The following is a 14,573-nucleotide window of genomic DNA, read 5'->3' as shown; positions in this document are numbered from 1 at the left end:
CAACTACATGTTTAAAGATTTTACGAATAAAGAGATAGAAGAAGTCATGCAGCAATCTCAGGCTGCATTTAGAATATATCAACGAATGCCGTTATCCAAACGGGCGGGATTTATGAGAGCCATCGCAACAGAACTGGAAAAGTGTGGCGATCATCTCATTCATACGGCTATGAAAGAAACAAACTTGCCCGAAGCAAGACTGAGAGGAGAACGTGCCAGAACGATTCTGCAGTTAAACCAATATGCTGATGCCTGTGAAAAAGCTGAGTGGATGGAGATCAGTATTGATACAGCCGTTCCTGATAAGAATCCACCCAAACCTGATTTACGGAAGATGATGGTACCGTTGGGTCCTGTTGTAGTATTTGGATCCAGCAATTTTCCTTTCGCCTATTCAACAGCGGGAGGAGATACGGCATCTGCATTAGCTGCCGGTTGCAGCGTGATTGTAAAAGCACATCCTGCACATGCTGAAACTTCACATATTGTGGCAGATGCTATCTTAAATGCCGCTGCTTATCAAAATATGCCGGAGGGAATTTTTCAACATGTGTACGGACAAAGTTTTGAAGTAGGTAAAGCATTAGTGATGCATCCTTATACCAAAGCTGTTGGTTTTACCGGCTCTTATACCGGCGGTAAACAATTATTTGATTGGGCCAATCAACGCAAAGAACCCATTCCTGTTTTTGCAGAAATGGGCAGTGTGAATCCTGTTTATCTGTTGCCCGAAAAATTAAACGCATCTGCAACTGAAATAGCTGCCATGTATGCAGCGTCTGTTACATTAGGTGTCGGACAGTTTTGTACCAACCCTGGATTGATCATTGGTATTGAAAGTGATGCATTGAAATCTTTTCTTCATGACCTGGGGAAAGCCATTCAGAAAATACCTCCCGCAGCTATGTTACATGCAGGAATTGTAAAAGCTTATAAAGAAAATAAAGGCAATGCATTATTACAGGATGGCGTTCACCTCGTAGCTGAAAGTGAAACAGACGTAAAAGCAAATGAAGGGTTGCCTACTATTGCCACAGTTGATGCAAAGACATTTTTAAATAATCCTGTATTGCATAAAGAAGTTTTCGGGCCTTATTCATTGGTGATCCGTTGTGCCAATGCCAATGAAATGTTGCTGGTAGCTCAACAAATGGAAGGACAACTCACCTCCACACTTATGGCAACAGCCAGCGATATTAAAGGTCATGAATCATTAGTGGAGGCCGTAAAAAATACCTGTGGTCGTTTAGTAATGAACGGCGTTCCTACCGGTGTGGAAGTGTGCCTGAGTATGCATCATGGCGGCCCTTTCCCGGCAACAACAGATGCAAGATTTACATCAGTAGGCGCTGATGCCATTAAACGCTTTGCAAGACCTATCACATATCAAAACTGGAGCAATGAGTTGCTGCCGGATGAATTGAAGAATGAAAATCCGTTGCAGATATTACGAAGAGTGAATGGCGAATGGACAAAAAACAGGATTTAATAAAAATCCGCTCCTGAAAAGGAGCGGATTGATGACAAGGTATTCATTTATCTTAAACTTAAATCTCTGCTTTTGCTTTGTTTTTCTTTTTGTCGTCCATTTCCTCAGCCGTGGCTTCACCGATGATGATCTTACCAAAGCTGGATTTGATTTCAATCTTTGCAGCGCCGCTGCCGCTTTTACCTTCGTATTCTTTGTTGGAATCAGGCCCGTAACGATCGGGTTCATCTACACGTTTGATATTGGCATTGCTTCTATCTTTTAACGTACTGAAACTGGTGCGGATGTTGTAAGAAGCAGAAAGATTGGAAGCAGGACGCAGATTCACGGTACTGTAACTTTCATTCAGGTTCAATCCGGTTAAGTTATTACTGAGGTTTAATTTACTGCTGCTGCAAAACTCCATCTTAATGGTATTATTGCCGGATAAATTACCTATTGATACAGATGAAAATTTGAATGTAGCGTTGGCATTACTCATACTTTCAATAGTGGCTTTTCCAAACTCTACCCATAGTTTTTCAATTTTTGAAAGGGAGCCGGTCGTTAAATCGCCAAACTTCTGCATGAGTGAAATAGTTCCATTGTAATCAGGGATAATTGTAGCGCCAAATTGGTTTTCAATTTTCAATGGTGTAGAGGCCGGGAGCTGAATAGTATAACTGATATTCATCGTATTGCTGCAGTTTCTGCAGCTCCAGCTTTCTCCTTTATTTTTTTGAGTAGTGGTTTTAAATTTTATTATGTTGCCTTCTTTGCTTTCAGACACATCAATATTATTGAATGACTTTTCCGCTACTTCCTGTTGATTGGAGCTGGCTTCAATATGAATATCCACTTTTATTTCATTTCTTTCCCACAGGATTACTTTTACATCACCAAACTGGTTATCAATCTGCAAGGTATTGCCGGATGCATTGTAGGTTTTACTGATGTTACGCTCCTTGAAATGTTCATAGCGTTTTTTCTCCCTGGTGCCGCTGCCGCTTTGCTGGGCAGCAACTGTAAGGCCTGCGAGTAAAAAGATGACTAAGGTTGTAAATGCTTTGTTCATTGTTTAAATGATTTGTTGTTGAGAAATTCCGGTTGCACTGGTTTCTTTCTTGTTTTCTTTTACGGGTTCTTCTTTCTGGTTCAGCTCATTGCTTATCATTAACTGGCGATACAGTAACTCTGACTGCAGTTTCAGGTTTTGCAGCATCGCTTTAATAATTACATCACGATTGGGTGTTGAACCGGCTTGTTTCTGGAGCATTTGATAAGTACTGTCCAGCACCTGCAAATCGCTCAGGAATGCTTTGTACAGTTCAGGATTGGAAGCAGTGGCTTCCTTTAATTCCTGCTGCCGGGTTTGAATTACATTAAACTCTTTGTTCAACTGCGAAGCATATTCAGGAGCTATCTGGTTCTGTTGTTGCGGTTGATTTGCTAAACTGCCCTGTGTATTTTTTTCTTTGATGTAAACGAAATACACGGATGTAAGTACAACACATACCACCGCCGCTGCTGCCATCAACTTATATACATGACCCAGCGCTACTACTTTTGCTCTTTTGGGTTGTGGTAAAGTGGCTTCAATTTCATCCCATACATTCTTTGAAGGACGTTTATCGTTAAACTCACTTCTGTTGTCTTTAATAAATTGTTCCAGCTTATTGTTCATGATAGGCTCCCTCTTTTAAAACGTTTACCAATTTATGTTTGGCTCTCATGTATTGTGTACTTACTGTACCGTGACTGATGTTGAGCATCTCAGCAATTTCTTCCTGTTTGTATTCTTCAAACAGGTACAGGCTTAACACAGTGCGGTAACCATCCGGTAATTGCTGTACCGCTTTTTTAATTGTATCCACAGAAAAAAACAATCCCTCTTCATCGGCCGGTGTTTCATCGGCTATTTCATGCATCCCGTCATTCAAATCACTTACCAGCATTTTCTTTTTGCGCAGGTAGCTGATGCTTTTGTTCACCACAATCTGTTTGAGCCAGGCTCCAAACGTGCTCCTGCCTTCAAAACGGGCCAGTTGCTGAAATGCATCTATAAAACTTTCCTGCAATACATCTTCCGCATCATCCGTACGGTTTACAATGCGCAGGGCAGTGTTGTACATGGCCTGGCTGTAGCGGTTATACAGCAGCCGGTAAGCCTGTGTATCGCCCTTGAGGCATTGCTGTATCAGCGTTTCAGCAGATAGAGTGGCGGTAGCTGTGTTCAATGATTCGGTTTGTTTCATTAAAGTAGAAGTTAGGAAAAGAATGTTGCACCTGCTACAGAAAAAAATTTCCTGTACCCATGAATGGATAATGGAGCTGATGAGTGGCCGAAACCCTTTTGAACAATAAAAGGAGATCAGATTGTTTGCAGAAATCTTACATCGTCTTCACGGGCATGTTTTATAACAAACCAGCCGGTAACAATCAGTGAAATAAGCAGGTAGGTGCCGATGGCATATGGTATCCACGAACCATAAAGGCTGATACCAAACCAATCATTTTGGTTAAGCAGAAAATAAAAGCCCATCAGGCACTTAATGGTTTCAACTGCAATGGCGCTCCGGTTTCTGTCCATTAAATCAGTCAAAGCATACACCATGATAAATACAAAACCACCGTACCAGAAAATATAAGTACTGTTGAGATCATTAATGGTTTTAATAGTGCCAAAGAGAAAGGAAATAAATAATAATACCATTGTTAACTGAACCCATACCCATGCATGCAAAGCAGCAGAAGCTTTGGTATCATATTTTTCAAAATGATACACATCGTTGATTTTGTAAACGGGGAATTTTGCAGCTACATCTGCAGGTCGCCAGCCCGTGGGCATCAGCCAGATTCGGAATTTATCTTTGATGCTTTCTGCACGCCATGCATCTTTAAATAACAACCACAAATGCTGAAAATTAATTTTAATAGGGTTCCATGTTTGCACGGGTCTTGTAATGCCGTAAACCGGTGGTACCTCTTTTAACTCTTCCTGGAAGGTGCCAAAGAGCTTATCCCAGAAAATAAAAATCTGTGAATAGTTTTTATCTAAGTATTCAGGATTGATAGCATGATGCACCCGGTGATGTGATGGGGTGACTATAATTTTCTCCAGCAATCCCATCCGGTCAATATGCTGTGTATGATACCAGAACTGTGCAAACAAATGCAGGGGTGCTACCACAGCAATCACAGGTGCCGGTACGCCCAGTACAGCAGCAGGCAATAAAAAGATGGCGAATATTTTTACAATGCTGGAAATACTTTGCCGTAATGCACAGGCGAGGTTGAATTCTTCACTGCTGTGATGGATGATGTGATTGTTCCAGAAAAAATTATACTCATGTGCAATACGGTGCACCCAGTAGCCTGCAAAATCCAGGGCCATAAAAGCAATGATATAGGTGAGCAAGGTATTCTGTACATGCACAACAGCCAGTTTGCCCATCAGCCATTCATAGCTGATGATGGCAATGCTCAAACCCAGTACATCCTTGGTAACATTGGTAACACCGCTGCTGAGGCTGCTCACCATATCCAGGTTGCGAACCGTATCTTTTCCTTTTAAAACACCGTATAATTTTTCACCCAAAACCAGCAGCAGAAAGGCCGGCATCGCAATCAATAAAATTTTTCCGTAAGTTTCCATTTTACAAGCTTGCTCAAATTTAACTAATCTTCTTATGAGGCAAATTTTCTTTTTTATAGTGGCTTTTTTTGCAGCTCCATTCATTCATGCACAAACAACAGGCGCACAAAAAATAGCTGCTTTTAATCAACAGCAACAACTCCTGCAGTCGTCACCTTATAAAAATCTGCAATGGCGGTTAACAGGGCCGGATAACAGAAGCGGTCGTTGCACAGATGTGTATGGCATACCCGGCAATCCCAATGTGTATTATGCGGCTTTCGCCACAGGCGGTTTATGGAAAACAGAAGATGGGGGTGAAAACTGGAAGCCCTTGTTTGATAAAGAAGCCACCCAATCCATCGGCAACATGGCGGTATCGCTCAGCAATCTGGATATTGTTTATGTGGGCACAGGCGAAGCCAATATATTTCGGGCATCACTTCCGGGGATAGGCATGTACAAATCCATCAACGGTGGAAAAAATTTTCAGCACATTGGTTTGGAAAATTCAGGAACCATTGCCAGAGTGATTATTCATCCTTCCAATCCAAATATGGTTTATGTAGCTGCCAGCGGTAATGAATGGACGTATAACAAAGACCGTGGTGTTTATCTTACAACGGATGGAGGTAAAACATGGAAAAACATTTTGTTTGAAAGTGAAAAGAGCGGTTGTATTGATTTGGTGATGGATCCATCAGACCCCAATACGTTGTATGCAAGCATGTGGAACCGCATTCGCCGTCGCTGGAGTGATCCGATGCCGGAGGATGGAGATTATATTTATAAAACAACCAATGGCGGTAAAACATGGAAGAAGATTGTAAATGGTTTGCCCGATACGAAGTTGACGGGAAGAATTGGTTTAGCTGTTAGCAGATCGAATCCAAATGTATTGTATGCGTTTGTAGATGATCATCATATTAAGCGAGAACCACGTAAAGAGGAGTATGATTCTTATGAACGCAAAGTGCAGAAGGTTGTAATTGGCGGTGCTATTTACCGCAGCACCAACAAAGGTGAATCCTGGGAAAAGATGGGAGAAGTACATGATTTTGTAACTCCTTTTTCCGGAACCTATGGTTGGGTATTCTCACAAATACGGGTACATCCCAAAAATGAAAACCGGGTTTATGCATTTGGTGTTTCAAAAGTAGTGAGTGATGATGCCGGTAAAACATGGAAACAATGGGAAGCAACGGATACTACCAGCGCATGGACCCATGGAGATAATCATGCATTGTGGATCGATCCTCAAAATACGGATCGCATAATCTTGGGGAATGATGGTGGCGTTTCAATTACGCTCAATGGCGGTGTGAAGTGGAAAAACTTCTTTGATAAAATACCTACTACCCAGTTTTATACAGTTACTTATGATATGAAGCAGCCCTTCAACATTTTTGGCGCTGTGCAGGATGAAGGAACTATGAGTGGTAATGTGATGAATACTTTTGGAGTAAAGCCTGATACTTCACTTCGCCCATGGAGAATGGCACCGGGTGGTGAAGGCACGCAGATTCAAATACCTGCTGATAGCCCGAATATTGTTTACTCATCTTCTTACTATGGCCGGCTCATGAAAACAGATATGAATAAAGGTAGAAGAGATGGTGTAAGGCGGTTTGCATCATTTGATGTAGGAAGAATTGATTCTTTACGTGGTGAGTGGCTGGCTGCAACATTGATCAGCAGACATAACAGCAGAACTATTTATCATGGCTTGCAGTATTTATACAAATCAACTGATGGCGGTGATACATGGCAAATGATCAGCCCTGATCTTTCTTACAACAACGATTCAGCAAAAGGAATTTATCCGTATCTCATCTATCACCAGGCTATCACGGCGATTGCTGATAGTGATGTGCCGGGCATTTTGGTGGTCGGCACAGATGATGGCCGTGTGTGGCTCACCATGAACGATGGAAAAAGCTGGAGTGAGATCACCAATAATCTTCCAAAGAATAAACATGTAGCAAAAATCTTTACTTCTGCCGGACAAGGTGCTCCCAATCTTTATCTTGCATTGAATGACCGCAGACAGGATAATCATAAACCTTATTTTTATAAGCTCAGTAATGATGGAAAATTTCAATGGCAGTTGATCTCATCCAATCTTCCTGAATCACCTGCAAATGTGATTGTTGAACACCCTGATAACAGAAATATTTTATTCTGCGGAACAGATATGGGTGTGTACATGAGTAAGGATGACGGCAAAACATGGATTGCTATCAATGGTAATCTTCCTGCATCTGTTTCAGTGAATGATCTGTTTATTCATCCGAGAGATAAAAAATTAGTAATCGGTACTTACGGAAGAGGTGTATATGTACTGGATGATTTGAATGTATTGAAGTAATATGAAATCAAAACCCATCACCAAACAATATCCCAATGCATCGCTCAACCGTTTTGGCGGATGGGTGTTTCATTGCATTGATGCACATACCTGCGGCAATCCGGTTCGTTTAGTAGCAGATGGCGGTCCTGAACTTGAAGGAACCAACATGAGCGAAAAGCGGCAACACTTTTTAAAAGAATATGACTGGATACGCAAAGGACTCATGTTTGAACCACGTGGTCATGATATGATGAGCGGTAGTATTTTATATCCGCCACATGATGTAGCTAATGATGTGGCAGTATTGTTTATTGAAACAAGTGGATGTTTACCTATGTGTGGCCATGGAACGATTGGAACAATTACCATTGCTGTGGAGGAAGGATTGATTGTACCCAAAATACCAGGCATTATCCGAATGGAAGCGCCGGCAGGTTTGGTGGAGATAGAATACAAAAGTGAAAAGTCGAAAGTGAAAAGTGTAAAGTTGAAAAACGTTCCTGCGTTTTTACATTCTTCAGAATTAAAAGTTCAATGCCCTGAGTTAGGTGAGTTGATTGTAGATGTTGCTTATGGTGGAAATTTTTATGCCATTGTGGATGTGCAAAAGAATTTTAAAGGGCTGGAACATTATGCAGCCGATAAACTCATTTCTTGGGCACGAGCATTAAGAAAGAACATCAACGACAACTATGAGTTCATTCATCCGCAGGATGCAACGATTAACGGATGCTCACACATATTATGGACAGGTGCAGTAATAGATAAAACTTCTACAGCACGCAATGCTGTGTTTTATGGTGACAAGGCTATTGACCGAAGTCCCTGTGGTACGGGCACCAGTGCACGCATGGCACAATGGAATGCCAAAGGAAAATTGAAAAAAGGAGAGGAGTTTATTCATGAAAGCATCATCGGCAGTAAGTTTATTGGTCGTATAGAAGAAGAGCTGCTGCTCAATGATTACAAAGCTATTCGGCCGTCTGTAGAAGGCTGGGCTAAAGTTTACGGTTACAATACCATCAGTATTGATAAAGAAGATGACCCTTATGCTTATGGGTTCCAGGTGTTATGAAAGTTATCAGCTTCATAGTAATTTTATTGCTTGTTATTTCTTGTAAAGTGAAACAGGAAAGTAATCCATCCCTATTCATACAAGTTCTTGGTGTGGCACAAGATGCAGGTTATCCGCAATTAGGTTGTACGAAAGAATGTTGTAAGGCAGTGTATGACGGTAAAGAAACAAAGAAGCATGTGGTTTCTCTGGCATTGGTGAATAATGCTGACAGCACTTTCCATCTTTTTGAAGCAACACCGGATATTACTGAACAGCTTACCGCACTTCAATCTCATTTATCAAAAAAAAGATTTACTCCGTCTTCTGTTTTTCTCACGCATGCGCATATCGGTCATTACACAGGACTTATGTATTTTGGAAGAGAAGCAATGAATACCGGATCTGTACCGGTTTATACTTTGCCAAGGTTACATAGGTTTTTAGGAATGCATGGGCCATGGAGTCAATTGCTTGTATTGGATAATATTGAACTTAGAAAAATGGAAGCTGACAGTGCTGTTTTAATTTCATCAAACATAAAAGTTACTCCACTACAAGTACCGCACCGGGATGAGTTTTCAGAAACAGCAGGATTTATCATTCAAACAAAAAACAAAAAGCTTTTATTCATTCCTGATATTGATAAATGGAATAAATGGGAGCGGAGTATTGTTGATTTAATAAAGCAGGTGGATTATGCGTTGCTCGATGCTACTTTTTTTGCCGATGGTGAACTACCCAACCGCAAAATGAGTGAAGTGCCGCATCCGTTTGTACAGGAAAGTATGGAACTCTTTAAAAACCTGAGTGCAATGGATAAGCAAAAAATATTCTTCATTCATTTCAACCATACAAATCCTTTGTTGAAAACAAACAGTGTGGCTGCCAAAGAGGTTCGGCAAAAAGGATTTAACATTGCAACAGAAGGAATGATTTTAAACATGGAATAATATTTATGAAAGCAATCGTCATTGGTGGTGGAATTATGGGTTTAAGTTCAGCGCATTATTTACAACAGAGCGGCTGGAATGTGACTGTTATTGATAAACATAATTTTCAGGACAATGCTTCTTATGGCAATGCGGGTTATGTATGTCCCAGTCATTTTATACCACTGGCATCACCGGGCATTGTTCAACAAGGGTTGAAGTTGATGTGGAATCCAAGAAGTGCGTTTTATGTTGAACCCAGATTGAGTTGGTCTTTGATTTCGTGGGGTTTGAAATTTATGAAAGTAGCTACCAAAGAACATTTGAAACAATCAGAAATTCCGTTGCGTGATATTGCATTGTTCTCTCAGCATTGTTACGAAGAGTTGGATAAGTTGCCCGGTTTTGATATGGCTTATGAGCATAAAGGGTTGCTGGAGTACTATCAAACAGAAGCTAAGGAAGAACATTCACATCATATAGCTGAAGATGCACGAAAGTTGGGATTGGAAGCAGAAATGCTCACACGGGAACAGGTGCAGGCCATGGAACCGCAGGCAAAACTCAACATAAAAGGCGCCTTGTATTTTAAATGCGATGCACATCTGTATCCGCAAAAATTAATGCAGAGTATGAAAGCATTGTTGCCGCAGAACCATGTAACAATGATTGGTGGGGAAGAACTCACGGGTTTTGAAATGCAGAATGGCAAAGTGCAAAAAGTAAAAACCAATCAAAATGTGTATGATGCTGACTTGGTGGTAATGGCCACCGGTGCCTGGAGCAGGGAAGTGGCCAAGATGGTGGGTCATGATTTGTTACTGATGCCGGGCAGAGGGTATAGTGTTACATTAGAAAATTCTCCGTTTCAACTGAATTATCCTGCTGTCTTGCAGGAAGGGCGTGTTGCCATTACGCCAATGGATGGAAACAAAATCCGTTTTGGTGGTACTATGGAAATTACAAGTACCAACAAACCTCCACGTATGAACCGTGTGATTGGAATATTGGAAGCCGTGCAACAATTTCTTCCTGAGTTTAAAATTCCGTTGCCGCAGGAAAAAGAGGTGTGGTATGGTTACAGGCCCTGCAGTGCTGATGGACTTCCGTACATTGGTAAAGTCAAAGAGAATGTAATCGTGGCCACGGGTCATGCCATGGTTGGTTTGAGTTTAGGAGCAGGAACGGGCAAACTGGTGAGTGAGATTGCTAATGGAGAAAAGACGAGTGTGGATGTGAAACCGTATGATCCTTCGAGATTCAACTGATGCAGTTGTAGTGTTTATACCCCTGTCTGACGTCCTCGTCTGACAGGAGATAAGTAACTGGTCTGAGTTTCATCAGTAAACTTTGAAGTGAAGACCACCGCTGCCATGGAAACGGAACTGTGAAGTGTGCGACGCAAAAACGTCACCCAAAGAACAAAAGATGATAACATAAAAAATACATACCATGAAAAGAATAGTATTGACATTGAGTGCCTGTTTCATTTGTATCGTGATGTATGCACAACATCAACTCGTAAAGTTGTGGGAAACGGATTCTGTTTTAAAAGTACCTGAAAGTGTTTTGTTTGATGGTAAAAATAAAGTGTTGTATGTATCAAACATTGACGGAACGCAACCCTGGGGTAAAGATGGGAAAGGATCTGTTGGAAAGGTAGGACTTGACGGTAAAGTGCTTGCTGCCGAATGGATAACCGGTTTAAATGCTCCTAAGGGAATGGGTATGTATGATGGCAAATTGTATGTAGCAGATTTGATGGAGCTTGTTGTAATTGATATTTCTAAAGGCGTGATTGAAAAAACAATTCCGCTGAATGCTGCGGGGTTGAATGATATTACGATTTCGCCTGATGGTGTTTTGTATGTGAGTGATAGCCGTATGCGGAAAGTGCATAAAGTACCGCTGGCTGCACCTGCCACCAATGAACCGATTCTTGACAGTACACAATTACGTGGCCCGAATGGTTTGTTGTTTCACAACAATACATTGTATATACTGGATGCCGGTAGTTTGTACAAACTTGGTGCTGATGGCAAACTTGTAAAACTGGCTGAAGGAATGGAAGGTGGTACCGATGGTATAGAGCCGGTTACGGATTCTGAATTTTTAATCAGTACCTGGAGCGGTGTGGTGTATTATGTACAAACGGATGGCAGCAAAGAAGTGTTGATAGACGGGAGGGCACAAAAAATCAATTCGGCAGATATCGGGTACGACCGTAAGAACCGGGTTGTATATGTGCCTACATTCTGGAAAAATACAGTGGCGGCTTATGAGGTGAAATAGAAAGTAGATTTCCCACTAAGGCACGAAGGACACAAGGGAAACAAAATGATAATTGTATTTTGGAAACCACCTGAGACACATAAGGAAACCTGAGAAATACTGCCGTGAGCTTTGTGCCTTTGTGGGATTTAATATTTTTAACTCCGTAAGACCACGCAGGTGTCTCGTTGCGGGAGGTGAGGCGTGAACAGTTTGCAAAACTTTTTTAACGGTGCATTTCTCATCAATAAACATTCTACTTTTACCGCCCATATGGATTGTACAGCACAGCAGTTGAGTTACCGGCAAACAGGCGCTTTCTCCAAACTTGTATTGGATTATTTAGAGGATGCTGAGGCATTGCGTTCCTTTTATTCCTGCCGTCCTGATTGGAAGGGTATGAAAGAAGCGATTGCTGTACGAAAGACGTTTGCCACCAACAGGCTTGTTTTAGTACAACATTTAAAAAAACAATATGCAGGTGTTCAGGTGCAGGATGCAGTGAGGACGAATATTGATTTGTTGTTGCAGGAAAATACATTTACCATTACCACCGCACATCAGCCGAATTTATTTACAGGCCCGCTTTATTTTTTGTACAAAATATTACATGCGATAAAACTGGCGGCTGATTGCAAACAGCAATTTCCGGAGAATCATTTTGTGCCGGTGTTTTATATGGGCAGCGAAGATGCTGATGTAGATGAGCTGGCGCATTTCTGGCTCAACGGTGAAAAGCGGGAATGGAAAACAGAGCAAAGCGGTGCTTTTGGAAGATTTGTAGTGGATAAGGAACTGGTGAAGTTGATAGATGCAATGGCAGGGGAGTTGGGTGTTGCACCTTTTGGTAATGAGATTGTAAACAAAATTCGTTCTTATTTTAAAGTTGGAGCCAGCATTCAGCAGGCTACCTTAGAACTGGTGAATGATTTGTTTGCTGAGTTTGGATTGATTGTACTGATTGCTGATGCAGCAACGCTGAAGCAGCAGATGCTGGCTGTGTTTGAAGATGAGTTGATCAATCACAACTCCTCAAAGTTAGTGGAGCAAACGACCCAACAATTAGAACAGCATTACAAAGTACAGGCCGGCGGGAGAGAGATCAATTTGTTTTATCTGGATGAAGATATGCGGGAGCGTATTGAAGCAAAAGACGATGGATATGTAGTTGCCAATACGACAATCCAATTTACAAAAGAAGAAATGCTCAGCGAGTTGAAGGAGCATCCGGAACGCTTCAGCCCCAATGTGATTTTGCGTGGGCTGTATCAGGAAACCATTTTACCCAATCTTGCTTTCATTGGCGGTGGAGGGGAATTGGCGTACTGGCTGGAATTAAAAGCAGTGTTTGATTTTTATAAAGTGCCGTTTCCCGTACTGGTGTTGCGGAATTCATTTCTGCTGATGGAAGAAAAGTGGAAAGCCAAAATGAATAAACTGCAAATTTCAACTGAAGATCTTTTTAAACCTGCCGAAACAATTCTGAATGAACAGGTGCTCAGGTCTTCTGCACATACATTAAAACTCAATGGTTCCTTAACAGAAGCTGAAGCATTGTACGATCACCTGAAACAACTTTCAACAGCCATTGATCCCACATTGGCAAAGCATGTGGAGGCATTGAAAACTAAAGCCATTTACCGCTTACAGGAACTGGAGAAAAAAATATTCCGTGCAGAAAAAAGAAAGTATGAAGAACAGCGTCGGCAAATTGAACAATTGAAAACGGCTTTATTCCCCAATAATGGTTTGCAGGAACGGGTTGATAATTTCTCCGCTTATTATGCAAAGTGGGGAAGGGAGTTGATACATCAGTTGTATCAGTATTCATTGAGTCTGGAACAGGAGTTTGTGGTAATGGAAATTGTCTAGTCAAACTTATTTTCCCAACCTTCGCTTTTCAGTTTTTCCACTTTCGCCAGTACTTCATCATTCATTGTTGCTTTATAAGCGGCAATCTTAGTTGAAATGTTTTCATCAAAAGCGCCGATGATTTCTGCTGCTAAAATACCTGCATTCTTAGAAGCATTCAGGGCTACGGTTGCTACCGGTACACCGTTGGGCATTTGTAAAATAGAAAGAACGGAATCCCATCCGTCAATTGAGTTACTGCTTTTTACTGGAACGCCGATTACGGGTAGTGTTGTTACACTGGCCACCATGCCGGGCAAATGAGCCGCACCTCCGGCGCCGGCAATAATTACTTTCAAACCTCTTTGTTTGGCCTGTTGTGCATACTCCACCATGCGTAGAGGAGTACGATGTGCTGATACTACCGTTAATTCAAAAGGGATGTCAAATTGTTTCAGAATATCTGCAGCGGCTTGCATTACGGTTAAGTCGCTGTCGCTGCCCATGATGATACCAACTAATACGGTTTCTTGTTTCTGGTTTGTTGTTTCTTGTTCTTTCACTTTTGTCTGTCTTTAAATTTTAAACCTTTATGCGTTGTTGAATTTAAATAAGTGATAAATGCAGCAATTTTTGCACACAAGGTATCTGCTTTTTCGTAAAGTTCCTGAAACTGTTTCTCGTTGATATAGTTATCAATTTTCAATCGGTGTAATTGTGATTTTAATTCTCCTGCTTCACCTTTGGAAATACCCAGTGAATTAATGAACTCCAATCGACTGCTTCTTTCAAAACCTTCCCCAATATTATCCATGATGGAGCCAGAAGAAGATTTTATCTGTTCAGCAAACCTGAAGTCCTTGTTTTTCTTCAATTTTCCAGATAGGAGAGAGATCACTTCATAAAGCTCTTTTGCCAGTTTCCAGATTTCAAGCTCTTCAAATTTCCGTATCGTAGCCATGGCGAATGGTTTAAAAAGTTGAAGTGTGACCTAAATGTAGGAAACTCAACCA

13 protein-coding genes are annotated in these 14,573 nt (G+C 41.3%); 7 read left to right on the top strand and 6 right to left on the bottom strand.

Annotated features, from left to right (window positions below):
* Window positions 1-7: 7 nt before the first annotated feature.
* Window positions 8-1,489, top strand: a complete 1,482-nt coding sequence (locus PDL71_RS14000) for an aldehyde dehydrogenase (NADP(+)) (protein ID WP_407522119.1) — start codon at window positions 8-10, stop codon at window positions 1,487-1,489.
* A gap of 58 nt (window positions 1,490-1,547) precedes the next feature.
* Here PDL71_RS14000 and PDL71_RS13995 read toward each other — a convergent pair whose 3' ends face one another.
* The 4 genes from PDL71_RS13995 to PDL71_RS13980 all read right to left on the bottom strand — a co-directional run bounded on the left by PDL71_RS13995 (window position 1,548) and on the right by PDL71_RS13980 (window position 5,123).
* Window positions 1,548-2,543: a hypothetical protein gene (locus tag PDL71_RS13995; protein WP_407522117.1), complete on the bottom strand. Its 996-nt coding sequence runs from the start codon at window positions 2,541-2,543 to the stop codon at window positions 1,548-1,550.
* 3 nt (window positions 2,544-2,546) lie between these two features.
* A complete protein-coding gene (locus tag PDL71_RS13990) occupies window positions 2,547-3,152 on the bottom strand; it encodes a hypothetical protein (protein WP_407522115.1) in 606 nt (201 codons plus the stop codon).
* The gene (locus tag PDL71_RS13985) at window positions 3,142-3,723 is read right to left on the bottom strand and encodes an RNA polymerase sigma factor (RefSeq protein WP_407522113.1); all 582 of its coding nucleotides are present in this window, start codon (window positions 3,721-3,723) and stop codon (window positions 3,142-3,144) included. The genes PDL71_RS13990 and PDL71_RS13985 overlap by 11 nt, the downstream gene beginning before the upstream one ends.
* 116 nt (window positions 3,724-3,839) lie before the next feature.
* A complete protein-coding gene (locus PDL71_RS13980; RefSeq protein ID WP_407522111.1) occupies window positions 3,840-5,123 on the bottom strand; it encodes a sterol desaturase family protein in 1,284 nt (427 codons plus the stop codon).
* Window positions 5,124-5,157: 34 nt separating this feature from the next.
* Here PDL71_RS13980 and PDL71_RS13975 point away from each other — a divergent pair, with 34 nt between their 5' ends.
* From PDL71_RS13975 to bshC, 6 genes are all read left to right on the top strand, one after another.
* Entirely contained in the window at window positions 5,158-7,470 is a 2,313-nt protein-coding gene (locus PDL71_RS13975) for a WD40/YVTN/BNR-like repeat-containing protein (RefSeq protein WP_407522109.1), read from the top strand.
* Between the two features lies 1 nt (window position 7,471).
* Window positions 7,472-8,527: a 4-hydroxyproline epimerase gene (locus PDL71_RS13970; RefSeq protein ID WP_407522107.1), complete on the top strand. Its 1,056-nt coding sequence runs from the start codon at window positions 7,472-7,474 to the stop codon at window positions 8,525-8,527.
* 92 nt (window positions 8,528-8,619) lie between these two features.
* Window positions 8,620-9,459: an MBL fold metallo-hydrolase gene (locus tag PDL71_RS13965; protein ID WP_407522105.1), complete on the top strand. Its 840-nt coding sequence runs from the start codon at window positions 8,620-8,622 to the stop codon at window positions 9,457-9,459.
* A gap of 5 nt (window positions 9,460-9,464) precedes the next feature.
* Window positions 9,465-10,706 carry an NAD(P)/FAD-dependent oxidoreductase gene (locus PDL71_RS13960; RefSeq protein WP_407522103.1) on the top strand — a complete coding sequence of 414 codons (1,242 nt, stop codon included), beginning with the start codon at window positions 9,465-9,467 and terminating at the stop codon, window positions 10,704-10,706.
* Window positions 10,707-10,890: 184 nt separating this feature from the next.
* A complete protein-coding gene (locus PDL71_RS13955; protein ID WP_407522101.1) occupies window positions 10,891-11,730 on the top strand; it encodes an SMP-30/gluconolactonase/LRE family protein in 840 nt (279 codons plus the stop codon).
* A 192-nt stretch (window positions 11,731-11,922) separates the two neighbouring features.
* Window positions 11,923-13,581 carry a bacillithiol biosynthesis cysteine-adding enzyme BshC gene (gene bshC, locus PDL71_RS13950; RefSeq protein WP_407522099.1) on the top strand — a complete coding sequence of 553 codons (1,659 nt, stop codon included), beginning with the start codon at window positions 11,923-11,925 and terminating at the stop codon, window positions 13,579-13,581.
* Here bshC and purE read toward each other — a convergent pair.
* Together purE and PDL71_RS13940 are read right to left on the bottom strand one after the other, a co-directional pair.
* Window positions 13,578-14,066: a 5-(carboxyamino)imidazole ribonucleotide mutase gene (gene purE / locus PDL71_RS13945; protein ID WP_407528417.1), complete on the bottom strand. Its 489-nt coding sequence runs from the start codon at window positions 14,064-14,066 to the stop codon at window positions 13,578-13,580. The two genes, bshC and purE, sit on opposite strands and share 4 nt — an antisense overlap.
* A gap of 53 nt (window positions 14,067-14,119) precedes the next feature.
* Window positions 14,120-14,521, bottom strand: coding sequence for a four helix bundle protein (locus tag PDL71_RS13940; RefSeq protein WP_407522097.1), 402 nt, complete (start codon window positions 14,519-14,521; stop codon window positions 14,120-14,122).
* Window positions 14,522-14,573 lie beyond the last annotated feature (52 nt).

This window comes from Lacibacter sp. MH-610, from assembly GCF_045780045.1.
Taxonomy (GTDB): Bacteria; Bacteroidota; Bacteroidia; order Chitinophagales; family Chitinophagaceae; genus Lacibacter.
This window is presented reverse-complemented; position numbering and strand designations above follow the sequence as displayed.